The 25187-nt window shown below is 69.5% G+C and carries 18 protein-coding genes and 1 pseudogene; 18 read left to right on the plus strand and 1 reads right to left on the minus strand.

Annotation, left to right across the window (positions count from 1 at the left end; translation table 11 throughout):
* Positions 1-231 precede the first annotated feature (231 nt).
* The 3 genes and pseudogenes from ACIBF5_RS20875 to ACIBF5_RS20885 form a co-directional block, all read left to right on the plus strand.
* Positions 232-351 (plus strand): annotated as a pseudogene (locus ACIBF5_RS20875) (sigma factor); the annotation flags it as partial.
* A gap of 131 nt (positions 352-482) precedes the next feature.
* Positions 483-1073 carry a sigma factor-like helix-turn-helix DNA-binding protein gene (locus ACIBF5_RS20880; RefSeq protein WP_396814000.1) on the plus strand — a complete coding sequence of 197 codons (591 nt, stop codon included), beginning with the start codon at positions 483-485 and terminating at the stop codon, positions 1071-1073.
* 199 nt (positions 1074-1272) lie between these two features.
* Positions 1273-2109 (plus strand): GNAT family N-acetyltransferase, encoded by an 837-nt coding sequence (locus tag ACIBF5_RS20885; RefSeq protein ID WP_396814002.1) that lies wholly within the window; start codon positions 1273-1275, stop codon positions 2107-2109.
* 121 nt (positions 2110-2230) lie between these two features.
* Here ACIBF5_RS20885 and ACIBF5_RS20890 read toward each other — a convergent pair whose 3' ends face one another.
* Entirely contained in the window at positions 2231-3286 is a 1056-nt protein-coding gene (locus ACIBF5_RS20890) for a LacI family DNA-binding transcriptional regulator (RefSeq protein ID WP_396814004.1), read from the minus strand.
* 143 nt (positions 3287-3429) lie between these two features.
* Here ACIBF5_RS20890 and ACIBF5_RS20895 point away from each other — a divergent pair, with 143 nt between their 5' ends.
* From ACIBF5_RS20895 to ACIBF5_RS20965, 15 genes are all read left to right on the plus strand, one after another.
* Positions 3430-4737: an ABC transporter substrate-binding protein gene (locus ACIBF5_RS20895; protein WP_396814006.1), complete on the plus strand. Its 1308-nt coding sequence runs from the start codon at positions 3430-3432 to the stop codon at positions 4735-4737.
* The gene (locus tag ACIBF5_RS20900; protein ID WP_396814008.1) at positions 4734-5732 is read left to right on the plus strand and encodes a carbohydrate ABC transporter permease; all 999 of its coding nucleotides are present in this window, start codon (positions 4734-4736) and stop codon (positions 5730-5732) included. The genes ACIBF5_RS20895 and ACIBF5_RS20900 overlap by 4 nt, the downstream gene beginning before the upstream one ends.
* Positions 5729-6595 carry a carbohydrate ABC transporter permease gene (locus ACIBF5_RS20905; RefSeq protein ID WP_396814307.1) on the plus strand — a complete coding sequence of 289 codons (867 nt, stop codon included), beginning with the start codon at positions 5729-5731 and terminating at the stop codon, positions 6593-6595. The genes ACIBF5_RS20900 and ACIBF5_RS20905 overlap by 4 nt, the downstream gene beginning before the upstream one ends.
* A 245-nt stretch (positions 6596-6840) precedes the next feature.
* A complete protein-coding gene (locus ACIBF5_RS20910; RefSeq protein WP_396814010.1) occupies positions 6841-8466 on the plus strand; it encodes a glycoside hydrolase family 43 protein in 1626 nt (541 codons plus the stop codon).
* 337 nt (positions 8467-8803) lie between these two features.
* Positions 8804-9997: an endo-1,4-beta-xylanase gene (locus ACIBF5_RS20915; protein WP_396814012.1), complete on the plus strand. Its 1194-nt coding sequence runs from the start codon at positions 8804-8806 to the stop codon at positions 9995-9997.
* Between the two features lie 89 nt (positions 9998-10086).
* Positions 10087-11136, plus strand: a complete 1050-nt coding sequence (locus ACIBF5_RS20920; RefSeq protein ID WP_396814014.1) for a polysaccharide deacetylase family protein — start codon at positions 10087-10089, stop codon at positions 11134-11136.
* Positions 11137-11207: 71 nt separating this feature from the next.
* Entirely contained in the window at positions 11208-11852 is a 645-nt protein-coding gene (locus tag ACIBF5_RS20925) for a polysaccharide deacetylase family protein (protein ID WP_396814015.1), read from the plus strand.
* A gap of 184 nt (positions 11853-12036) precedes the next feature.
* A complete protein-coding gene (locus ACIBF5_RS20930; RefSeq protein WP_396814017.1) occupies positions 12037-12552 on the plus strand; it encodes a DinB family protein in 516 nt (171 codons plus the stop codon).
* A gap of 121 nt (positions 12553-12673) precedes the next feature.
* Complete coding sequence (locus tag ACIBF5_RS20935; protein ID WP_396814019.1) at positions 12674-13153, plus strand: RNA polymerase sigma factor; 480 nt, start codon at positions 12674-12676, stop codon at positions 13151-13153.
* Complete coding sequence (locus tag ACIBF5_RS20940; protein WP_396814021.1) at positions 13143-14528, plus strand: hypothetical protein; 1386 nt, start codon at positions 13143-13145, stop codon at positions 14526-14528. The genes ACIBF5_RS20935 and ACIBF5_RS20940 overlap by 11 nt, the downstream gene beginning before the upstream one ends.
* Before the next feature lie 218 nt (positions 14529-14746).
* A complete protein-coding gene (locus ACIBF5_RS20945) occupies positions 14747-14926 on the plus strand; it encodes a hypothetical protein (protein WP_396814023.1) in 180 nt (59 codons plus the stop codon).
* A 100-nt stretch (positions 14927-15026) separates the two neighbouring features.
* Positions 15027-16796 (plus strand): thiamine pyrophosphate-dependent enzyme, encoded by a 1770-nt coding sequence (locus ACIBF5_RS20950; protein ID WP_396814025.1) that lies wholly within the window; start codon positions 15027-15029, stop codon positions 16794-16796.
* Positions 16793-17800 carry an SDR family oxidoreductase gene (locus ACIBF5_RS20955; RefSeq protein WP_396814028.1) on the plus strand — a complete coding sequence of 336 codons (1008 nt, stop codon included), beginning with the start codon at positions 16793-16795 and terminating at the stop codon, positions 17798-17800. The genes ACIBF5_RS20950 and ACIBF5_RS20955 overlap by 4 nt, the downstream gene beginning before the upstream one ends.
* 62 nt (positions 17801-17862) lie before the next feature.
* Positions 17863-19161 carry a low temperature requirement protein A gene (locus ACIBF5_RS20960; RefSeq protein ID WP_396814030.1) on the plus strand — a complete coding sequence of 433 codons (1299 nt, stop codon included), beginning with the start codon at positions 17863-17865 and terminating at the stop codon, positions 19159-19161.
* A gap of 248 nt (positions 19162-19409) precedes the next feature.
* Positions 19410-25034 carry a ThuA domain-containing protein gene (locus ACIBF5_RS20965; RefSeq protein WP_396814032.1) on the plus strand — a complete coding sequence of 1875 codons (5625 nt, stop codon included), beginning with the start codon at positions 19410-19412 and terminating at the stop codon, positions 25032-25034.
* The last annotated feature ends 153 nt before the right edge of the window (positions 25035-25187 follow it).

Here is a 25187-nt window from a genome sequence, read left to right on the forward strand (position 1 = left end):
GCCCGCTCGGGCGTCTTGCCAGGTCGGGCGTCTTGCCGGGTCGGGCGTCTTGCCGGGTCGGCCGGGTGGAGGAGGTTCGCTCCACGGGAGGGGTCGGGTAACGACATCCCGAGCGGCCGGAAGGAGTATGGCGTGGTTTCAGCCGAGAAGTCGGATGCCGAACTGGTGTACACCGCCCGATCGGGGGAGGTGGCCGCCCTCGGTGTCCTCCTCGGCCGGCACGAGGCCGGGATGAAGGCCGTCGCGGTCAGCCTGCTCGGTTACGGGCCCGACGCCGAGGACGCGGTCCAGGACGCGATGCTGGTCGCCCTGCGGCGGATCGACGGGCTCCGGGAACCGGCGGCGGTCGGCGACTGGCTGCGGTCGATCGTCCGGAATGGGTGCCGCAACCGCCTTCGGGCCTCCCGTCGGGTGGTCGTCCGTGACGTGGCGGCGCTCGACCTTCCCGCCGCCGAGCCGAACCCGGAGGAACTCTCGAACAGGTGTCGCTGCGGGACTGGACCTGGCACGCGGTCGGCGAACTGTCCGAACCATTGCGGTTGGTTACGCTCCTGCGCTACTTCAGCGGGGTGTCCTCGTACGAGGAGATCGCCGCCCTCTGCGGTGTGCCGGTCGGCACCGTACGCAGCCGGTTGAACCAGGCACGGCGCAAGCTCGCCAGCGCTCTGCGGCACACCGCCGACCTCGCGCACGACGACTCGGCGGCGCTCCACGCCTCCTGCCGAGACCGGTTCGAGGAGGTGCTGGCGGCAGCGGGACGGGGCGAGTTCGAGCGGGCCGTGCGGGAGTACTGGTGGCCCGACGCCGACCTCATCCGGCCGAACGGGGAGCGCCGCGCCGAGCGGTCGTACCTGGTGGAGGTCATGGAACGCGACCTGGCGGCCGGCGTACGTCAAAGGGTCATCGGTGCGGTGGCGAGCCGGGGCGTGATGGTCTGGGAGGCCGCTTTGATCAACCCGCCGGACGACCCGCAGCACTGTCCGCCGGCAGCGGTCTGGCTGCACAGCGTGCGTGGCGGCCGGACCCAACGGCTGCGACTGTTTCACGCCGGACGGACGGTGGTGCCGAGCTGAGCGGGCGGACCCGGACCTGTGCCGCGCCCTGCGGTGTGCGGTGGCGGCCGGATAGTTCGATCGTCGGCCCGCGCGGTTAATCACAGGGGCGGAGCTTGGCGGGCGGCGGTGCCAGCGGCACCATGAAGACAAGACCGAACCGCATTTGGTGCTGATTCGGGTCGCTTATCAAATTCGCACTGAAGGAGCAGTCTGTCCGATGGATCGGGAACAACTGGGCCAGCTCGCAGATCTCGCCGAGGCGGAGTTCATGCTCCAGTACGTGGCCGGCGTACCTCAGGCTGTCTCGTCCGCGCTCGTGTCCGGTCACGCGAGGATCGGCGGTGGCGTGGCGCTCTCCGTGCCCAACGCCCCGACCTACTACTGGAACAAGGCGCTCGGGTTCGGTTTCGAGGAGCCGGTGACCCGGGATCTGATGGATCGGGTGTTCCGGTTCTACCGCGAGCAGGGGACCGAGGTCGCCACGATTCAGATCGCTCCCGACCGGTTGCCCCACGACTGGGAGGAGATCCGGGCGGCGGAGAAGCTGGAACCGGGCAGCGTGATCATCCAGCTCGGCTGCGAAATCGACGCGTTCCGGATCGACGACGCGACCGAACTGCGCATCGGGAGGGTTCCTTCCGATGCCGCCGACCAGTGGGCCTCGGTGCTCATGGCAGGGTTCGAGTGGCCGCAGGGCGGCCCGTTGTCCGAGATGCTCGCGGCGGCGGTGAACAACCCCCGCTTCCGTGCGTACGCCGCCTGGGACGGCGACCAGGTGGTCGGTGCCGCCGCGCTCTTCGTCCACGGCGAGGTGGCGGTCCTCTCCGGAGCGGCGACCCTGCCGAGCCACCGGGGCCGGGGTGCGCAGTCCGCGCTCATGGCGATCAGGGCCGGTGCGGCGGCCGAGGCCGGCTGCCGCTGGATGGTCGCGCAGACCGGTCGGCCGTCGGCGGGCTCGGTGAACCACTCGCTGAACAACATGCTGCGCGCCGGTCTGCGGCCGTTGTACGACCGGCAGGCCTGGACCTGGCGGGCGGCGCCGGGCGCACAGTGACGCGACACCGGCTGTACGGCGACGCCATCGGGATCTCGGTTCTGTCGGGGTTCCGATGACGTCTCGCCGCTGAGGCCGGCGTGTCCCCGGCGGTGGCGGCCCCTGGTCGCCGTGCGCGAGTTCAGCCACCCGCTGTCGCGGTGTGGGCGGACAACGGCAGGCTCCGCAGGGTGGGGGGATAGGGGCGGCAGGACGCGCGGACGACCAGTTCGGTGGGGAGCCGGATGTGCGTGTCGCGTTCCACGCCGCCGATCAGGTCGACAAGCAGGCGGAGGGCCTCGGCGCCCATGCGCTGCAGCGGCTGCATGATCGTTGTCAGCGGTGGGTTGACCAGCGCCGACTCCGGGACGTTGTCGAAGCCGATCACGGACAGGTCGTCGGGCACGGTGAGCCCCATGGTCCGGGCGACGTCCATCGTGGAGATCGCCGACAGGTCGTTTCCCGCGAAGACCGCGGTGGGCCGGTCGGGGAGGGCGAGCAGCTCCGCGGCCGTACCGGCGGCGCTTTCGATCCGGAACCCGCCCACCCGTACGAGCCGCTCGTCCACTGCCACGTCGGCGTCGGCCATGGCCTTACGGAAGCCCGCCTCGCGCAGGCGCGCCGACTCCAGGTCGGGGCGTCCGCTGATGTGCCCGATCCGGCGGTGGCCGAGTGACAGCAGGTAGTTGGTCGCGAGCACGGCGCCGGCGAAGTTGTCGGAGTCGACGGTGGGCAGGCCGGACGGGCCTGTGTGCGGGTCGACCGCCACGACGTGGAAGCCCTGTTTGGTCTCGACCACGGTCGGCGTGACGATCACGGCTCCGTCGATGAGCGTTCCGGAGAGTCGGGCCAGCGACCGTCGTTCCCAGCCTATGGCCGCGCCGTCGCCGTCGCCCCCGGAGTAGGCCAGCAGCTGGTAGCCGGTGCCGGCGACCTCTCGGGACGCCCCCTTCAGCAGCTCGGTCGAGAACGGCTCGAATTCGGCGACCAGGATGCCCAGCACGTTCGTACGGTGGCTGCGCAGGCTCTGCGCCCCCAGGCTGGCCTCGTACCCGAGTTGGTGGATGACCTGCTGGACGCGCTCCACGGTCGCTTGCGCCACACCGTACCGGCCATTGATCACCTTGGATACTGTCGCCACCGAGACGCCGGCCACATGGGCCACGTCCGACATCTTGACACGCTGCGGGAACGCCACGCAGACGATGATAGAGGGCTCTCCGCGCCTCGTCGCGGGGGAATCGAAAACGTTATCGACAACGGTTGACACCACGTTACGGGACTGTAAAACTCGCCATCAGTCCGAGTACCGCGACTGCCTGACAAGTCGAGGAGACATCGATGACGATCAAGCGCCGCGCTGGCGCCGTCCTAGCGCTGTTTTTGACCAGTGCACTGCTTGTCGCCGGGTGCAGCGGCGGCGACGAGGCAGGGCCCTCCGACGACGAGCCGTACAAGAACCCGGTAACCCTGACCTGGTGGCACAACGCCTCGCAGGACGGGCCCGGCAAGACCTACTGGGAGAAGGTCGCCAAGGACTTCTCCACACTCCACCCGACCGTCAAGATCGAGATCGAGGCGATCGAGACCAACCAACTCCAGCGCACCCGCCTTCCCGCCGCGCTGCTGAGCAACGACCCGCCGGACATCTTCCAGGCATGGGGCGGCGGCGAAATCCGCGAGCAGGTGGAGGCCGACTACCTCAAGGACATCACCGACAAGGTCCAGACCGAGGTCGGCAACATCGGTAGCGCGGCCGAGATCTGGCAGGCGAACGGCAAGCAGTACGGCCTGCCGTTCCGGATGGGCATCGAAGGCATCTGGTACAACAAGGACATGTTCGCGCAGGCGGGCATCACGGCTCCTCCGACCACCTTCCAGGAGCTCAACGACGCGGTCACGAAGCTCAAGGCGATCAACGTCATCCCGATCGCCCTGGGAGCCGGTGACAAGTGGCCCGCCGCGCACTGGTGGTACAACTTCGCGCTGCGCGCCTGCTCGGTCGACACGCTGAAGAAGGCGTCCGCCGACCCCGTCTTCGACGATCCGTGCTTCCTCAAGGCCGGCCAGGACCTGAAGACCTTCATCGCCACCAACCCGTTCCAGCCCAACTTCATCGCCACACCGGGTCAGAACGATCCGACCAGCGCGAACGGCCTGCTCGCCAACGGCAAGGCCGCGATGGAGCTGATGGGTGACTGGAACAAGGGCACCCTGGAGACCGTCGCCCAGGATCCGGCGGCCCTCAAGAAGTTCCTCGGCTGGTTCCCCGTACCGGCGATCTCCGGTTCGGCGGGTGACCCGAAGGCGGCCCTCGGCGGCGGCGACGGGTTCGCCTGTGCCAAGAACGCCCCGGCCGAGTGCGTCGAGTTCCTCAAGTACATCGTGAGCGCCGACGTGCAGAAGGGATATGCCGAGACCGGCACCGGTCTGCCCGTCACCAAGGGCGCGGAGGCCGGCGTGGCGGACCCCGCGCTGAAGGCCATCCTGGACGCCACGTCCAGCGCGACCTACGTACAGCTCTGGCTGGACACGGCCTACGGCAGCACCGTCGGCAACGCGATGAACGACGCCATCGTCGCGATCTTCGCCGGCACCGGCACGCCTGAACAGGTCGTCTCCGCGATGAAGGCGGCCGCGAGCAAGTGACCGCTCCCAACCCGACCCTGAACCCCGCTGGCGGCGCGTCCGCGCCGCCGGCGGGCGGGCGGCCGGCCGGGCGTTCGTCCGGTCGCGCGGCCGAGACCCGACGCAAGTGGTACGAGATCATCGGGCTGACCACGCCGGCGGTCATCGTCTACGTGATGTTCGTGCTGGTGCCGATGGGCTTCGCGGTCTACTACAGCCTCTTCCGCTGGCGTGGGGTGGGCCCGCCGACCGAGTACGTCGGCTTCGACAACTACGTCCTCGCCTTCCAGGACCCGATCTTCCTCGACGCGCTGCGGAACAACAGCATCATCGTGGTCGGGTCGCTGCTGATCCAGGGTCCGATCGCCCTGGGCGTGGCACTGCTGCTGAACCGTCGTTTCCGTGGACGCACCGTGTTCCGCCTGCTGGTGTTCGTGCCCTACGTGCTCGCCGAGGTCACCGTCGGCATCATGTGGAAGCTGATCCTGACCGACGGTGGCACGCTCGACGGGCTGCTGCGGTCACTGGGGCTGGGCGGTCTGGTGCAGGCGTGGCTCGCCGACCTCGACGTCGTCATCTGGACGATGCTGTTCGTCCTCACCTGGAAGTACGTCGGCTTCGCCATCATCCTCCTGCTCGCCGGCCTGTCGAACGTGCCGCACGAGCTGACCGAGGCTGCCGAGATCGACGGCGCGAGCTGGTGGCAGATCCAACGGCACGTCACGCTTCCGTTGCTGGGTCCGACGATCCGGATCTGGATGTTCCTGTCGATGATCGGTTCGCTCCAGGTCTTCGACGTCATCTGGGTGACCTCGGTGCCGGCGGTGCGGTCGCTCGGCGCGTCCGGCACCATGGCGACGTACATGGTGGACAACGGCTTCTTTGCCCGGCTGTGGGGCTACGGCAATGCGGTCGCCGTGATCCTGTTCGTCATCTCGTTCGTCGCGGCGCTGCTGTTCCAGCGCTTCCTCCTCCGTCGTGACATCCAGGGCGCCATCACCGGAAGGGTGAACTGATCGTGGCCGCGAACGCCGTCCTGCCCCCGTCCTCCAACCGCCGCCCGGTGTCGTGGAGCAGCCCGCTCACCTACGCGCTGGCGCTCGCGGTCGCTGCCGTGTCGATCGCCCCGGTCCTCTACGTGATCGTCGGCGGTTTCCGTACCACCCCGCAGATCGTCGCGGACCCGGCCGGGCTGCCTGACCCGTGGGTCTGGGACAACTACGCCAGGGTGTTGACGCAGAGCGACTTCTGGGGGCAGGCGTTCAACAGTGCGGTGATCGCCCTGGGTACGACGCTCGGCGTCGTGGTGCTCGGTGTCTGTGCCGCGTTCGTGCTCGCCCGGTACACCTTTCGCGGGCGTGAGGGGCTCTACACCTTCTTCACCCTCGGCCTGCTCTTTCCGGCCGGCGCGGCGATCCTGCCGCTCTACCTCATGTTGCGCGACCTGAATCTGATCAACTCCTACTACGCGGTCATCCTTCCGCAGGTCGCCTTCTCGTTGCCACTCACGATCGTGATCCTGCGTCCCTTCCTGGCCGCCGTGCCCCGCGAGTTGGAGGACGCCGCCGCGATCGACGGTACGGGCCGGATCGGTTTCCTCTGGCGCATCATGCTGCCGCTGTCGCGGCCCGCGCTCGTCACCGTCGGGGTCCTCGCGTTCGTGGCGAGCTGGAACGCATTCCTCCTGCCGCTGCTCGTCCTCGGGGACGTCAGCCTGCACACGCTGCCGCTGGGGGTGCAGAACTTTTCGAGCCAGTACACCTCCGACACGGCGGGAATCCTTGCCTTCACGTCGCTGTCGATGTTGCCGGCGCTCATTTTCTTCACGCTCGCCGAGAAGCAGATCGTCGGGGGCCTGCAGGGTGCGATCAAGGGCTGAGGACGGTGTGCCGTCATGAACCACCGGCGTGGTGGCGGTCGAGGGTGGAGAGAGGCGCGGCTGCGCAACTATCGGTCGTGGGCTGGTACTTCTGACTGATGTCGCGTCCGTTACGACGGCGTCACATCGAGATGGAGAGCTGTCCGGTGACGGCTTGAAGAGTTTTCGTGATCAGGAACTTCGATACATTGGTGCGAAACTTCCGGAAAGCTGCCGGAAGCTGGATCGTCAGAGGGGAACAAACTATGTCGACCGAGTTCGCGGAGGTGGCGACAGCTACCGGGTCGATTCGCAACCCGATCCTCACCGGCTTCCACCCGGACCCGTCGATCCTGCGTGTCGGCGACGACTACTACCTGGCCACCTCGACCTTCGAGTGGTACCCGGGAGTGCGGCTGCACCACTCGCGCGACCTGGTGCACTGGCGGGCGCTGGGTGGGGTGCTCACCGAGCGGCGTCTGCTCGACCTGAGCGGCAGCGGTGACTCCAACGGGGTCTGGGCACCCGACCTGACGTACGCCGACGGCCTGTTCTACCTGGTGTACAGCGACGTCGCCAGCTTTGCCAGCGGCTACTGGGATCCGCAGAACTACCTCATCACCGCGACCGATATCAACGGTCCGTGGTCAGACCCGGTTCCGCTGCACGCGCATGGTTTCGACGCCGCGCTCTTCCACGACGACGACGGCAGCAGTTGGCTGTTGGCGATGAGCGCCGACTGGCGACCGGGTCGGGATCGCTTCGGGGGCATCGAGATCCAGCGCTACGACCGGGCCAGCCGCAGGCTCGTCGGCAAGGCCCGACTGATCTTCGACGGCACCGACGCCGGACTCACCGAGGGTCCGCACGTGTACAAGCGCGACGGCTGGTACTACCTGCTGACCGCCGAGGGCGGCACCAGTTGGGAACACCAGGTCACGATCGCCCGGTCCCGTAGCCTGTTCGGTCCGTACCAGCCCGACCCGGATGGTCCGCTGCTCACCTCCGTCGGGCGTCCCGAACTGCGGTTGCAGAAGGCCGGTCACGGCAGTCTCGTGCAGACCCAGACCGGGCAGTGGTACCTCGCCCACCTGGTGGGGCGTCCCTACACCCCGCTGGGCAACTGCGTCCTCGGTCGGGAGACGGCCATCCAACAGGTCGACTGGCCCGTGGACGGATGGCCGACCATCCCCGGCGGCCACCCCGCCGACGAGGTCGCCATGCCCGACCTGCCCGCCCACCCGTGGCCGGAGGAGCCCGCCACCGACCACTTCGACGCCCGGGAACTCGGCACCGACTGGTCGACGCTGCGCCGCCCGGCGACCCCGGACTGGGTCGATCTGACCAGTCGCCCGTCCCACCTGCGTATCTTCGGCGGCCAGTCACCGGTCGGCCGACAGCGGCCGAGCCTGGTCGCCCGTCGGGTCGGTGCCACCCACTGCTCCCTGGAGACGGTGCTGGAGTTCGACCCGGCCGACCACCGTCAGCTCGCCGGCATCACCGGCTACTACAACACCGCGAACTGGTACTACGCGTACGTCACCCGGGCCGACGACGGCCGGCGCACGCTCGAGGTGCTCAGCTGTGACGGTGGCCGGCTCACCGCGTACCCGGAGCTGAGCCGGGACCTCGGCGCGGTCGGACGGGTGGGACTGCGGGTGACGTTCGACGGGCCGACGTTGCGCTTCGACTACCACCTCGGCGACGGTTGGTCGGGGGTGCCGACGGAGTTCGACGCGACCACCCTCTCCGACGAGCATGCCGCCATCGTCGTCGACGGGGAACCGGCCGCCTGGGGATTCACCGGCGCCTTCCTCGGTCTCTGGGTGCAGGATCTGGGCGCCGACGGCGCGTACGCGGACTTCGACTACGCCACCTACCTCGAACACTGACCCGTTCCGATAGATCGAGGCGTGGCTTGCTCGGCGAGCCACGCCTTGGTGGCTTTCTGAAACTTCCGGGATGATTTCTACGGCTTACATCGTTCTTTTCAAGGCACTTTCCTGTCTCCGATCTGTTGACGCTCATCGATTGCAGTCGTAAGGTTTCGGCAAAGTTACGGAAGACCGGGGCGCGTACGGCGCAGCTCCCGTCCGCGTACCCGCACCGCTGCTTCGGCAAGCGACGAAGCGGTTCCTGCCTGCCTGAACACCCGTCCGCTCGACCGCCACCGCTCGGGGCCCGTTCCCCGGCCCGGGCGGGACCCGTCCCAGTCCCGAAAGGACGCTGATGAAGTTGAGACGATGGATCGTCGTCGGTGCCGTCGCCCTGGCGACCGTCGGCACGCTGAACAGCCTGCCGGCGTCGGCCGGTGGCCACGACCGACCCGCGGACCAGAGTCTGCGTGCCCTCGGCATGCGCCACGATCTCTACATCGGCACCGCAGTCGACATGGCCGCGCTGAACGACCCGGCCGACCCGCAGTACCGACAGCTCGTCGGCTCGCAGTTCTCCTCGGTGACCGCGGAGAACGTGATGAAGTGGGAGAGTCTGGAACCGACCCGGGGCACCTACAACTGGGCCCCCGCCGACGAGCTGATCGCCTACGCGAAGCAGAACAACCAGCGGGTACGTGGCCACGTGCTGGTGTGGCACAACCAGTTGCCGGGATGGCTCACCACGGGTGTCGCCGACGGCTCGATCGACACGGCCGAGCTGCGCGACATCCTGCGTAACCACATCACGACCGTGGTCAAGCACTTCAAGGGCAAGATCTGGCAGTGGGACGTGGTCAACGAGGCGGTCAGCGACCCCTGGGACAACCCGCCGGCCCTGCACTACAAGGGGTTCTGGGCACAACACCTCGGCCCCGGGTACGTCGCGGACGCGTTCCGGTGGGCCCGTGCCGCCGATCCGAACGCGCTGCTGTTCTACAACGACTACAACATCGAGGCGTTCGGTTCGGGCAACCCCGCGGACGACAAGACCCAGTTCGTGTACGACATGGTCAAGCGACTACGGGCCACCGGCGTGCCGATCGACGGCGTGGGTAGCCAGGGCCACCTGGGCACCCAGTACGGCAACTACGACACGCTCCAGGTCGCCGACGCTCTCGAACGCTTCGGCGACCTCGGCCTGGCCACCGCGTTCACCGAGGTCGACGTACGAAGTCAGATGACTCCCGGTGTGCAGGCCGGGGACTCGAACGAGATCAACCCACGGCTCCAGGCGTCGGCGGCGAACTTCAGCGTCCTGTTGCAGGCATGTCTGTTGAGCCGGCACTGCCTGTCGTTCACCGTATGGGGCTTCACCGACCGGCACTCCTGGGTCCCGGGCTGGTTCGCCAATCCGCCCGAAGGGCTGGCCACCCTCTACGACGAGAACTATCAGCCGAAGCGGGCGTACCAGACGGTGAAGGCGGATCTGATCTTCGCTGGTGCGCCTCACGTGCTGCCGCGCATCCCGCAGAAGCCGCGCCGGTAGGCGCGTACCGAGGACCCGGTGCGGCCGTCCCACCCGTCCCGTCCGGCCGGCCGCACCGCGTCACCACCCTCCACCGCAGGGAGCTGGTCATGTCACCCACACGCCGTCCCTCCCGGTCCGCCGCTGCCGTCCTTTCCGCGTTACTCGCCGCCGTCGGCGGAGCCGCGGTCCTGCTCGGTGCCGGCCCGTCGCTCGCCGCCCCGAACTGTAGTAACGGCTACGTCGCCCTGACCTACGACGACGGGCCCAACGGGGGAACCACCACCAGCCTGCTCAACGCGCTGACCGCCAACGGCGTACGCGCCACCTTCTTCAACATCGGCCAGAAGGCGCAGCAGAACCAGGCGCTGGTCCGCGCCCAGCAGCAGGCCGGCATGTGGATCGGCAACCACAGCTGGACCCATCCGCACCTGACCCAGATGAGCGCCGCGCAGATCACCTCCGAGCTGACCCAGACCCAGCAGGCCATCCAACAGGCCACCGGCACCGCGCCTCGGCTCTTCCGGCCCCCGTACGGCGAGACCAACGCGACGCTGCGCTCGGTCGAGTCCCAGCTCGGGCTCACCGAGGTGTTGTGGAGCGTGGATTCCCAGGACTGGAACGGCGCCAGCACCGCCGCGATCGTGCAGGCCGCGAGCAGCCTGCAGAACGGTGGCGTGATCCTCATGCACGACGGCTACCAGACCACCGTCAACGCCATCCCGCAGATCGTCGCGAACCTCACCAGCCGCAACCTCTGCGCGGGCATGATCTCCACCAGCACCGGCCGGGCGGTGGCACCCGACGGCGGCAACCCCGGCCCAACGGCCACCTCCTCGCCGCCCCCGCCCGGTGGCGCCACCTGCACCGCCAGCTACCGGGAGACGCAGCGCTGGGGTGATCGCTTCAACGGCGAGGTCACCATCCGGGCGGGCGGTACGGCCCTCACCAGTTGGACGGCGACCGTGACCGTACGCAGCCCGCAGCGGGTCGCCACGGTCTGGAACGGCAACCCCAGTTGGGACAGCAGCGGCACGGTCATGACCGTCAGGCCCAGCGGCAACGGCAGTGTGCCGCCGGGCGGCAGCACCACCTTCGGCTTCACCGTGATGGCGAACGGCAACTGGGCCGCACCGACGGCCTCCTGCCGTACCCCCTGACCGGACGAGCCGTACCCCTGCCCCCGACGAGCCGCATCGGCCGAACCGGGCCGAAGGAAGGCAGACCCGGCATGCCCCTGTTTCCCGTGCACGGGCTCTCCCGCCCCGGAGCGGCGACGCCCGAGATCATCGACACCGCCCGGGGCGGCGGCAACGTGGTCAGTTACACCTTCGACGACGGGCCGAACCCCGCTGACACCCCACGGCTCCTCACGGTCCTGCGCCGACACCAGGTCAGGGCCGTGTTCTGCCTCTGGGGGGAACACGCCGTGGCCCACCCGGACCTGGTATGCGAGATCGTGGCCGCCGGCCACACCCTCTGCAACCACGGGATGCGACACGACGACATGGGCGCCTGGACTCCGGAGCAGATCGCGGCCGATCTTCGCGACACGAACACCGCGATCCGGCGAGCGGTCCCCGGTGCCCACATCCCCTACTTCCGCGCGCCCTTCGGGAGTTGGGGCCGGACTCCGGCCGTGGCAGCCCGCCTGGGCATGCAGCCGTTGGGCTGGCGGCTGGCCATCGCCGACTGGGAACCACCCGGCACCGACGAGTTGGTCGACCGCCTGCTGACCGGGGTGACGCCCGGAGCGGTGGTGCTGATGCACGACGGCGGTGGTGACCGGAGCCAGACCGTCGACGCCGTCGAGCGGACCATCCCCCTGCTGACGTCGCAGGGGTGGTGTTTCACCCTTCCGGACTCAGCCGGCTGAGCGCTCCGTCCGGGTCCGACTGTCGTGGCCGGGCGGGATCTTCACCGTCCGGTCCCGCCCGACCATCCGATTGACGACCAGGGACATTTTCTCGACCACGCGCGCTGAGCACCGGTGGTTTCGGTGCGGTGCCGGCCGGATAACGGGCTGCGGCGGGCTGCCGGTCCGGGTAGCGTCGGCCGGCGTGTCGTCGCCTTCCCGTATCCGCCCCCCATTCGTGGCCGACGAGCGGACCCAGCTTGTCGGTTGGTACAACATGCAGCGCGCGATCGTGCACTACAAGTGCGAAGGGCTGTCCGAGGAGGACGCCCACCGATCGGTTTTGCCGACCTCGCCCCTGATGACCATGGCCGGCATCGTCTCCCATCTGCGTTGGGTGGAGCACACCTGGTTCGAGGTGCTGTTCCTCGGCCGGCCGGCGGAGGGGCTGGCGGCCCAGGACAAGCCCGAGGACGCCGACATGATGGTCGAGGGAGTTCCGATCAGCCAACTGCTGGCCGACTACGAGCGGCAGTGCGCGATCTCGAACGAGATCATCGCGAGCCACTCGCTGGACGAGGTCGGCCGGCACCCGGACTTCAGGTCGGCGGCGGCGACCCTGCGCTGGATGGTGATCCACATGGTCGAGGAGACCGCCCGGCACGCCGGCCACATGGACACCATCCGCGAACTGCTCGACGGTGACACCGGCTACTACTGATCGGCCCCCGGGCGGCGCCCGCTTTCGGTCCGCGCGGCCCGCCGGCCCGGTAGAGGGCCGGCGGGAAAACCCCACGGGTACGCAACGAAACGGTCGAGGTGTGCGCCCTAGAGATGTGTTGGTGCAGACGCCCGCGCACGCGGAGGCGACCTTTGACGCGGTGTACGCCGCCCACTACGTCGTCCTGGTTCGGCTCGCCTACGTCACCACCGGCAGCCGGCAGGTCGCGGAGGACGTGGTGCAGGAGGTCTTCATCGAGTGGCTGCGGCGGATCGACGACGTCCGTGAGCCGGTGCCGTACCTGCGGCGGGCGGTCGTGTCCCGGTGCACCTCGTGGCTGCGTCGCCGCATCGTGGAACGCCGGCACAGCAGCGCCGACCAGGGGCCACCACCACTGCCGCCACCGGACGGCACGACCACGGCCGTACGCGCCGCGCTGACCCGGCTCAGTCACCGGCAGCGGTCAGTGGTCTTCCTCCGGTATTACCTGGACCTTCCGGTGGACGAGATCGCCGCCGCGTTGGGCTGCCGGCCCGGCACCGTGAGATCACTGTTGCACCGTTCGCTCTCCGCCCTGCAGGAGCACCTCGATGACGAGTGAACTCGACCGTCGGATCGCGGCCGGACTGCGGCAGGTCGCCGATGCGCTCCCCGTCACCCCGCCCCCGGTCGACCAGCTCCGCACCCGTGCTCGCCGGGGCGCCCCGCCCGGCGAAGTGGCGTGGCGCCGGCCCGTGTTCGCCGCCGCCGCGGTGCTCGCCGTCCTGGCGGTGGTTGCCCTGCTTCCCATTCCCGGCACCGGCGGACGCGGGTGGGATCCGGCGAGTCCGGCCCTCGCCCCGACGTTGCCGCACCGGTTCGCCGGCATGTCACTGCTGACCGCGCCGGTGTCGTCCGCACCATCCGGCCCCGCGGTGGCGCTCTACGGTCAGGGGTCACTCGGCACCCGGCTGGGTACCAGCCAGGTGTTGGTGCTGGGAGTGGACGGGCGGACGTACCGCCGGCTCGACCTGGCCGAACAGCGCGGCGCGACGGGCGACGACGGTGAGTGGCACGCGGCGGCGGCGCTGCTCGCGCCGGACGGCGCCCGGGTCGCGGTCGCCAGCGAGCAGCGCGTCGACGACGGGTTGGAACTGGTCGACCTCCGGACCGGCGACGTCCAGCGGATCCCGCTCGGGCGGCCGGTCGCGGTGCGACTGCTCGCCTGGACCCCGGACGGTTCCCGTCTGGTCATCGCCATGATCGACGGGCCGCTCGACGGGACGAGTTCCCGCACCGGGCGGCTTGCTGTGGTCGACCTGGGGGACGGCCGGGTGAGCACGGTCGGCCAGGAGCCGCTGACGGATCTCTACCTGAAGGTGGCGGTCTCGCCGGACGGGGACCTGCTGGCCGTGCCGACCGGGCCGGGGCGGGTCGCCCTGGTCGACCTCACCGGCGTCGTACGGCGCAGCCTGACCCTGCCCGAGGGTTACTACCTGGACAGTTCGGCCGCCTGGTCGCCCGACGGTCGGCTGCTCGCCGTGCAGCACCTCGGCGCGATACGGGGTGGACTGGCATTTGTCGACGCGACCGGTGAGGGCGCCCCGACGCCCGCGCCTCTCTCAGCTCCGGCGCACCCGTCCGCACTGCTCGGTTGGGTGTCGGAGCGGGCCGTGCTGGTCGGGGTGGAGGGCGGGGACTACGAGATCGTCGAACGGTCGGTGGACGGCGGGGCTACCCGTACCGTCGCCCGGGCGGGTCAGGGACCGGGCCGGATCGCCCGGGTTGACGCGTTGCAGTTGGCCAAGGGGCTGCTCGGGGATCTCCGGGTGGCCGAGGTGGGCGATCCGGACCGGGGGCCCTGGCCCCGCTGGTGGACGGTGTCCGTCGCCGCCCTCGTCCTGGGCGGCTGCTGGCTCGTCCGGCCCGTACGACGACGGGTGACGAGGTTGCTCGCCCAGCGGGGCCGTGCCGGTCAGCCGCCCAGCCGGAGGTGACCCTGGCGGCGACGGGATCGGGCAGGAGCGTGGAGGCTCGCAGGGCACCGGATCGACGTCACACTGTATGTCCAATATCTTGTGAAAGGTGAGTTATTGTCGGCTGGGTGCGGGCGACGGTCGGTGCCGGCACGTCGCGGCGGTGATGGGGAAGACCCGGTGGCAGCGGGCCGGGCGGCGGCGACGAATCCGGTGCCAGGCATGAGGGGGTGCGGCGCATGGCTCACGGACGCCTTGGTGACGTGGCCACCGGTGTGGTCGGCGACGCCGCCGGCACCGTGGTCGACCCGAAGCAAGGGCTCCAGCGGCTGAAGGGCGGGCGCGCCGGTCCGGCGCTGGTCGTCGTCGGGGTGGCCCTTGTCGTCGGATATCTGATCGGTCGTTGGTCACGCCGCTGACCGGCCACCGGATCGACACCCCACCGGATCGACACCACCGGGCGGGAAGCGTCGCCGGACGACCGGCGGCGCGGGCGCGCCACGGACACGGGGAGCACTGATGCAGGAGATCGTCGGGGAAGCGCTGGCCAAACGTCTGATCGACTGGGGCGTCGACACCGTTTTCGGGTTGCCGGGCGACGGCATCAACGGCCTGATGGAAGGCTTCCGTCGCCAGCGTGAGCGGTTGCGGTTCGTGTTGGTGCACCACGAGGAGGCCGCCGCGTTCATGGCGACCGGGTACGCGAAGGCGACCGGCCGGCTGGGCGTCTGTACCGCCACCTCCGGCCCCGGAGCGATCCACCTGCTCAACGGACTGTACGACGCGAAGATGGACCACACACCGGTGCTGGCGATCACCGGAATGCAGGAGACCTCGGTGCAGGGTACGCAGTACCAGCAGGAGGTGCAGACGACCCAGCTCTACCAGGATGTGGCCGGCGCCTACAACCTGATGGTGACCAACCCGCAGCAGGTTCCGGGCGTGGTCGACATCGCCATCCGGCACGCCCTGGCCAAGCGCACGGTGGTGCACCTGAGTTTCCCGAACGACATCCAGGTGGCGGCGGCTGCCTCGGACCCGTACCGGCATGTCAGTCCGGGGGCGCCTCCGGTCAGCAGCCCGGTGCTCTCCCGGCCGCCGACGCCCGCGGCCCCCGAGGACCTGGAACGGGCGGCCTCGGTACTGGACGCCGGTCGGAAGGTGGCGATGCTGGTCGGCATCGGCGCGCGGTACGCCCGGGAGGAGGTGCTCGCGACCGCCGAAGCCCTCGGCGCGCCGATCGTCAAGACGCTCTCCGGCAAGCAGGTGGTGCCGGACGAGCACCCGCTCACCACCGGCGGGCTCGGCCTGCTCGGCACCAAACCGAGCGAGGTGCTGATGGAGGAGTGCGACACGCTGCTGATGGTCGGCACGTCGTACCCGTACGGCAGCTACCTTCCCTCGCCCGGCCAGGCCCGGGTGGTGCAGATCGACCGGGACGCCAGCCAGATCGGCATCCGGCTGCCGGTAGAGGTGGCGGTCACCGCCGACGCCCGGATAGCGCTGAAGCAACTGCTGCCGCTGCTGCGGCGCCACGACGACCGATCCTTCCTCGCCAAGCACCAGCGGGGCCGCGACAGCTGGCGGGAGGAGATGAAGGCGTTGCAGGACCCGAGCCGGACTCCGATCGCACCGCAGTACCTGATGGCGTGCGTGGACGAGTTGGCCGCCGACGACGCGATCCTGACCTGCGACTCGGGCACCGTCGCCACCTGGTCGGCCCGGCACTGGACGATCCGGGGCGGCCGGCAGTACTACCTTTCCGGCAATCTCGCCTCGATGGCGCCGGGATTGCCGTACGCGATCGGCATCCAACTCGCGTACCCCGGACGTCAGGTGATCGCGTACGTCGGTGACGGCGGCTTTGCGATGCTGATGGCCGAGTTCCTGACCGCGGCACGGCACGCACTTCCGGTCAAGGTGATCATCAACAACAACAACGCGTACGGGCAGATTCTCTGGGAGCAGATCATCCTCGGCTATCCGGAGTACGCCGTACGTCATCCGGAGCCGGAGCCGGACTTCGCCGTCTGGGCGCGTAGCTGTGGCGGGTACGGGGTCAAGGTGGACGATCCGGGTCAGTTGTCCGGGGCGGTCCGGGAGGCGCTGGCGTACCCGGGGCCGGCGCTGGTCGACTGCAGTGTCAACCCGAACGAGCCGCCGATGCCGGGCAAGGTCCGGTACGAGCAGGCGAAGGAGTTCACCGAGGCGTTTCTGCGGGGTGAGCCGAACCGCATCGCCACCCTCGCCACAGTTGCCCGTGACAAGATCAACGAGCTGCGCAAGTGAGCCTGGTCGCCGTGGTCACCGGAGCGAGTGCCGGGGTCGGTCGGGCGACCGCCCGCGAACTCGCCCGTGACGGTGCGAAGATCGCGCTGCTCGCCCGAGGTGCGGTCGGCCTGGCGGCGGCGGCAGAGGAGGTCCGAGCGGCCGGCGGGGTGGCCCTGCCGATCGAGACCGACATGGCCGACTACGCGCAGGTCGAGGCGGCTGCTGCCCGCGTCACCGCCGAACTCGGCGAGATCGACCTCTGGATCAACAACGCCTTCACCTCGGTGTTCGCGCCGTTCGTCGAGATCACACCGGAGGAGTTCCGCCGGGTGACCGAGGTGACCTACCTGGGTTTCGTGCACGGCACCCGGGTCGCCCTCGACCACATGCTGTCCCGGGACCACGGCACCATTCTGCAGGTCGGCTCGGCGCTGGGATACCGCTCGATCCCGTTGCAGTCGGCGTACTGCGGGGCGAAACACGCGATCGTCGGCTTCACCGAGTCGCTCCGCTGCGAACTGCTGCACGACCGCAGCCGGGTACGGGTGACCATGGTGCAGTTGCCGGCCGTCAACACCCCGCAGTTCGACTGGGTCCTGTCCAGGTTGAGCCGGCACGCCCAGCCGGTGCCGCCGATCTACCAGCCCGAGGTGGCGGCGAGGGCGATCGTGCACGCCGCCCGCCGACCCCGCCGACGGGAGTACTGGGTCGGAGCCTCCACGGTGGCCACGATCCTGGCCAACCGGATCGCGCCCGGGATCCTCGACCACTACCTCGGGCGGACCGGTTACGCGTCCCAGCAGACCGAGCGGCCCACCGACCCGGACCAGCCGGTCAACCTCTGGCAGCCGGCCGACGGCGAGGGGGGCGCCGACTTCGGCACGCACGGGTCGTTCGACCACCAGGCGCACCGGCACAGCCCGCAGGTCTGGCTCTCCCGGCACCGTCGCCCGCTGCTGGCCGGCGCCGTCGGGCTGGCCGCCGTAGTGGGCGTGGCCGGGGCGGTGCTGGGTCGACGTTGAGCCGGGACGACGGGCCGCCGAGTGAACGGGAGAGTCATGGGCCAGGCTGATGGGGCCGGGGTGTGAACCGTCGCAGGGGACTGCTCGGACAGTTGCGCCGCGCCAGTCCGGGGACCCGGGCAAACAGCCTGGAGGTCTTCTTCGACCTGGTCTTCGTCTTTGTTTTCTTCAGCATCGCCCGGGTCACTTCCGAGCACCTGACGCCGAGCGGGCTCTACCATGGCCTGCTGATCCTGACCCTGCTCTGGTGGTGCTGGTGCTCGCACATGGTGGTGGCGAACTGGATCCGGCTCGGCGAGGGGATCGGCCCGCTCGTGGTCTTTCCCGTCATGGTCGCCACCTTCACGATCGCCCTGATCATCCCGCAGGCGTTCGTCGGGGAGACGAGCGGTTTCGACGCCCCGCTGGTGCTGGCCATCTGCTACCTCATCGTCCGGGCACTGCACGTACTGCTGCACTGGTACTCCGCGGGGGACGACCCGGTGCTCCGGCGCCAGATCCTGCACTTCGCGCTGCCGTTGGTGAGCACCACCACCCTGCTCTTCATCGCCGGACTGATCCCGGCCGAATTCCACGGCATCGACGAGGTGACCTTCCGTACCCTGCTCTGGACGGTCGCGGTGGTGATCGAGTACGGCGCCGGCAGGTTTCTCAGCGTCTCCCACTGGGGACTCGCCTCGGCCGGACACTGGGTGGAGCGGTTCGAGCTGATCATCATCGTCGGGCTCGGCGAGACCATCATCTCGGTCGGCCTCGGCACCAGCCTTACCGGCAAGACCGAGACCTGGCCGATGTTCGTCGGAACCGCGCTCGGCATCGGCATCACCGCGTCGCTCTGGTGGGCCTACTTCGACATCGTCGCGCCGGCCGCGCACAAGGTCATGCACGCGACCCACGACCTGGCCCGGATCCGACTCGCCCGGGACGCGTACGTCTACCTGCACCTGCCGATGATCGCCGGGCTGATCCTGCTCTCCCTCGGCGACAAGGAAATGATCCACCAGCTCAGCAGCGAACACGTCGCGGTCGGTGAACCACAGCACGGTCCGGGTGTCGCGCTGACGTACGGCGGTGTCATCCTGTTCCTCCTCGGTCACCTGGCCTTCCAGGCCCGCATCCTGGGCACCGTCGCCTGGACCAGGGTGGGGGCGATCCTCGTCATCGGAGCCCTGATCCCGGTCGCGGTCACGCTTCCCTCGCTCGCGGCGCTGGGCCTGCTCGGGCTGGTGTGCTTCGTGTTCGTCGCGAGCGAGGTCGTCATCTTCGCCGAGGCGCGGCACGCGCTGCGGGAGTCGGCGCTCCAGGAGGCGAAGGTGCACGAGGACCGCGAGACGGAGTGGCGCCGCGACCGTTACGAGTGACCGTTGGCCGACTTCCGCCCCAAGGCGTCCCCCTGTTCCTCGTTCGCGTCCGATTTCTCCGGCTGCGCCGAGATGATCCACAGTGGTACGTCAAGATCGGGTGACTTCTTGATCGAAGGGGTTGACGCCCCGTCCGCCCGGCAGGCAGAGTCCCACCGGTACAGACGAAAGACTCGGCGGCCTTTCGGTGACAACCCCCACAGGTGCGGCGGCGCGCTCCTCCTGACCGACCTCGTGAAGGAGCACCCATGCGCCGACGCCTCATCGCGTCCGCCGCCAGTGCCGCCCTTGTCCTCACCTCACTCGTCGCGATCGCGGCACCCACCGCCGCCGCGCCCACGGCCCAGGCCGAGCCGATCCTGCAAGAGGTGACTCTTGCCAAGGGACCGGCCGCGATGGGCGAGCCGATGGCACTCACCGTGCTACCCGACCGAACCGTGCTGCACACCTCCAGAGACGGGCGGATCTTCTCCACCGACGCACTCGGCAACACGACCCTCGCGGCGACCATCCCGGTCTACAGCCACGACGAGGACGGTCTGCAGGGCATCGCCGCCGACCCCGACTTCGCCACCAACCGGTGGATCTACGTGTACTACGCGCCGGTGCTCGCCGCCACCCCCGCCGGCGACGCTCCAGCCAACGGCACGGACGCGGACTTCGCCCGCTGGCAGGGTCACAACCAGCTCTCCCGGTTCACCGTACGCACCGACGGGACCGTCGACCTGGCCAGCGAGAAGAAACTGCTCCAGGTGACCGTCGACCGGGGAATGTGCTGCCACGTCGGCGGCGACCTCGACTTCGACGCCCACGGCAACCTCTACCTGACCACCGGTGACGACACCCAGCCCTGGTCCTCGGCCGGCTACACGCCGATCGACGAACGCGACGGGTTCAACTGGGCCTTCGACGCCCAGCGCAGCTCCGGCAACACCAACGACCTGCGGGGCAAGCTGCTCCGCATCCACCCCGAGGACGACGGAAGCTACACCGTCCCCGCCGGCAACCTCTTCGCCCCCGGGACGGAGAAGACACGCCCCGAGATCTACGCGATGGGTTTCCGTAACCCGTTCCGGATGTCGGTCGACAAGGCCACCGGCGTCGTCTTCGTCGGCACGTACGCCGCCGACGCCGAGGTCGCCGACCCGAACCGGGGTGACGGCGGACACCAGGAGTTCGAGCGGATCACCGGCCCCGGCAACTTCGGCTGGCCGTACTGCCAGGGCTACAACTCGCCGTACAACGACTTCGACTTCGCCACCAACACGTCGGGGCCGAGGTTCGACTGCGCCGCGCCGGTCAACCACTCACCGCACAACACCGGTCTGACCGAGCTGCCGCCGGCCCAGCCGGCCTGGATCGCGTACGACGGCGGCCTGGACTCGCCGCTGGGTAACGGCGGCGGCCCGATGGCAGGTCCGGTCTACCACTTCGACCCGGACCTCGACTCGCCGACCAAGCTGCCGGCGAGCTTCGACAACAAGTTCTTCGCCGGGGAGTTCACCCAGGACTGGATCAAGACGATCACCGCCGACGGTGACGGCAGCGCCGGCACGATCAGCGATTTCCCGTGGACCCACAAACACATCATGGACCTGGCGATGGGGCCGGAGGGCGCCCTCTACGTGCTCGACTACGGCGCCGGCTGGTTCAACGGGGACGAGAACTCGGCGCTCTACCGGATCGAGACCGCCCCGAACGGCAACCGTGCCCCCACCGCCGTGGCCACCGCGGACCGTACCTCCGGGCCGGGGCCGCTCACGGTCACGTTCGGCTCCGCAGGGTCGAGCGACCCCGAGGGGGACGCGCTGAGCTACTCGTGGAGCTTCGGCGACGGCGCCACCTCCACCTCCGCGAACCCGAGCCACACGTACGCGGCCAACGGCACCTACCCGGCGAAGCTCACCGTCCAGGACCCGGCGGGCAACTTCGGCAGCGCCACGGTCACCATCACGGTCGGCAACACCGTTCCGACGGTCATCATCAGCGGCCCACCGGCCGGCTCGGTCTTCGCCTTCGGTGATCCGGTGCCGTACCAGGTCACCGTCACCGACCCGGAGGACGGCACGATCGACTGCACCAAGGTCGTGGTCAACTTCGTGCTCGGGCACGACGAACACGGTCACCCGATGACCAGCGCCACCGGCTGCACCGGAGTGCTCCAGACGACCGCGAACAGCGAGCACGGGCCGAGCGACAACCTGTTCGGCGTGATCGACGCCGCCTACACCGACCGCTCCGGCCTGGCCGGGCACGCCCAGGTCGTGCTCCAGCCCCGGCACCGGCAGGCGGAGCACTTCGCCAACTCCAGCGGCAACGTCACCGTCTACCAGAGCCCGGCCGCCGAGGGCGGGTACGTCGGCGCGATCGACAACGGCGAGTGGATCTCGTTCGACCCGTACCACCTGGTCGGCGTCACCGGCTTCACCGCCCGGGTCTCCTCGGCCAACGCCGGTGGCACACTCGCCTTCCGGACCGGCTCGGCGACCGGACCGGTGGTCGGCTCGATCACCGTGCCCGGCACCGGCGGCTGGGACAACTTCGTCACCGTCAACGGCACGATCAGCGGTGCGACCGGCTCCGGGCCGCTCTTCCTCACCTTCGCCGGTAACCCCGACCAGGGGCTGTTCAACGTGGACAGCTTCACCTTCACCGGTGGCGGCACCGCCAGCAGCGACCTGGCCCGCTACCGGCCGGTGACCGTCTCGTCCACCTACGAGGACTACCGGGTGGGGAGCCTGGCCGTCGACGGCGACGCCAGCACCCGCTGGTCGAGCGAGTACGCCGACCCGCAGTGGATCAGGGTCGACCTCGGCGCGGCGTACGAGCTGGAACGGGTTCGGCTGAGCTGGGAGACCGCCTACGCGACCGCGTACGAGATCCAGACCTCGCTCGACGGCGACAACTGGACCACCGTGCACAGCACCACCAACGGCAACGGCGGCGTTGATGACATCCAGATCAGCGGCACCGGCCGCTACGTGCGGATGTACGGCACCGCACGGGCCACCGGCTGGGGTTACTCGCTCTTCGACTTCAACGTGTACGGCCCGTCCGAGGAGGAGAACCCGCCGGAGACGTACCAGGTGATGGTCTTCTCCAAGACCGCCGGCTACCGGCACGAGTCGGTCGAGGCCGGCATATCCGCGATCGAGCAGCTCGGCCGGGAGAACGGCTTCCGGGTCGACTCGACCGAGGACGCCGCCTCGTTCACCACCGCCAACCTCGCCCAGTACGAGGCCGTGGTCTTCCTCTCCACCACCGGTGACGCGCTCAACAACGAGCAGCAGGCGGCGTTCGAGGCGTACATCCGGGCCGGTGGCGGTTTCGCCGGCGTCCACGCGGCGGCCGACACCGAGTACGACTGGCCGTGGTACGGCGGGCTCGTCGGCGCGTGGTTCGACTCGCACCCGGCGACCCAGCCGGCCACCGTCCGGTTCGAGGACCGGGCGAACCCGTCCACCGCCCACTTCGCGCCGAGCTGGACCCACACCGACGAGTGGTACAACTACCGGACCAACCCCCGGGCGAACGTCAAGGTGCTCGCCACCGTGGACGAGTCGACCTACAGCGGCGGCGGTATGGGGGCGGACCACCCGATCACCTGGTGCCAGGAGTACGACGGCGGCCGGGCCTGGTACACCGGGATGGGGCACACCACCCAGTCCTTCGGTGAGGAGAACTACCTGAGGATGCTGCTCGGTGGGATCCGGCTCGCCGCCGACCAGGCCGACGCGGACTGCCGACCGGAGACCGGTTACACCGCCCTCTTCGACGGCACCCAGCCCACATTCGAGCAGTGGCGGCAGGCCGGACCCGGCGGGTTCACCCTGGACAACGGCACGCTCACGTCCTTCGGCGGGATGGGACTGCTCTGGTACCCGACCAGGACGTACAGCAACTACTCGCTCAAGGTCGACTGGATGATGCCGGGCGACGACAACGGCGGCGTCTTCATCGGCTTCCCCGACCCGCAGGGCGACCCGTGGAAGCCGGTCTCCGACGGGCACGAGATCCAGATCGACGCCACCGACGCCGACCCGACCAGGACCACCGGCAGCGTCTACAGCCTGAAGGCCCCGGACACCGCGCTGCGGGAGGCGAACCTCAACCCGCCAGGGGAGTGGAACACGTACGACATCCGGGTGCACGGGCAGCAGGTCGAGGTCTACCTCAACGGTGTGAAGCTGACCGACTACACCAGTGCCCGTAACATCGCCGAGGGCTTCTTCGGGGTGCAGAACGACGGCGCCGGAATGGACATCAGCTACCGCAACATCAGGATCCGCACCGACGGCACCCCGACCGGTGAGGATCTGGCCCGGGACCGCCCGGTGACCGCGTCCTCGGTCGAGCCGAACTCGTCCCACCTGCCGGGCAACGCGGTCGACGGCAACCCCGCCACCCGCTGGGCGAGTGAGCACCTGGTCGACCCGCAGTGGATCACCGTCGACCTCGGCGCCGAGTACGACCTGGAGCGGGTCCGGCTCGCCTGGGAGACGGCGTACGCCAGCGCGTACGAGGTGCAGACCTCGACCGACGGCGACACCTGGAACCGCATCTACGGCAGCACCACCACGGACGGCGGCGTGGACGACCTCACCGTCGCCGGAACCGGCCGCTACGTCCGGGTGTACGGCACCGCACGGGCCACCAACTGGGGCTACTCGCTCTACGACATCAACGTCTACGGCACCCCGGTCGACGAGCCGGAGCCAGACACCACCGCCCCGGTCACCCGGGCCGACGTCGCCGGACCCGCCACCGGAGGCTGGTACACCTCGGCCGTCACGGTCACCCTGACCTCGACCGACGAAACCGGCGGCAGCGGGGTCGGGTCGACCGAGTACCAGCTCGACGCCGACCCGACCTGGACCGTCTACACGGGCCCTGTCCCGGTCACCGGCGACGGCGAGCACCTGCTCCGCTACCGCTCCACCGACCGGGCCGGCAACGTGTCGGCACCCGGGGAGGTTCAGGTCCGGATCGACGGCACCGCGCCGGTCAGCACGGCGGCGTTCGCCCCGGCCAACGACAACGGCTGGCACGCCGGGGCGGTCCCGGTGACGCTCGCCGCGACCGACGCCGGTTCCGGGGTCGGTGGGCTCGAATGGTCGCTCGACGGCGGGGCGTGGACGGCGTACGCCACCCCGGTCGGCGTCACCGGCGACGGTCAGCACGAGCTGCTCTACCGGGCGAAGGACGCGGCCGGCAACGTCGAGACCCTCAAGTCCGCCCTGGTGCGGATCGACGGGACGAAGCCGACCGTGATCGTCTCCGGTCTCGCCGACGGGCAGCTCTACGGCGACAGCCAGGACGTCCGGGTCACCTTCCAGGCAGTCGACCCGACCTCCGGTGTCGCCGCCACGGTCGGCGCCCTCGACGGCGTGCCGTACGCCAGCAACACCTTGCAAGCCCTGTACGACCTCACCCTGGGCCTGCATGAGTTGACGGTCACCGCCACCGACAAGGCCGGCAACACCAGCACGAGTTCGGTACGGTTCTTCGTCACCACCTCGTTCCGCGACATGAGCAACCTGCTCGACCGGTTCAAGGCGACGAACCGGCTCAGCGCCAAGGCGCACCGGCAGCTCTCCAACAAGCTGGCGGCGGTACGTGACTCGGAGGCGGCCGGCAACGACAAGCGGGCCGTCCAGCAACTCACCGCCTTCACCGAGTTGGCCTCGGACGCGGTGCTGGTGCCCGACGCCGACGTACGCGGGGTGCTGGTCCGCGACGCCGACGCGATGATCGTGCTGCTCGGCGGTGTGCCCAGCACCGCCGGTGTCGCGGCGAACGAAGGCCGGCAGCTCAAGGGCACCGGCCGCCCCGACGGCGACACCACCCGCGTCCCCCGGGGAGGCAAGCTCTAGCCGGAGATGGGGGAGGGTCGCCGGTCGCGATTCTCCCCCTCGCCCGGCACAGCGGACGGGACGAAGGCTCGCATCTTTGCGGACACCTTCGTCCCGTCCGTACCTACGTCGTCATGATCGGCCTGACGGGGCTGTCGGGACCGGAGTTGGTCG

Source organism: Micromonospora sp. NPDC050417, from assembly GCF_044458865.1.
GTDB lineage: Bacteria > Actinomycetota > Actinomycetes > Mycobacteriales > Micromonosporaceae > Micromonospora_G.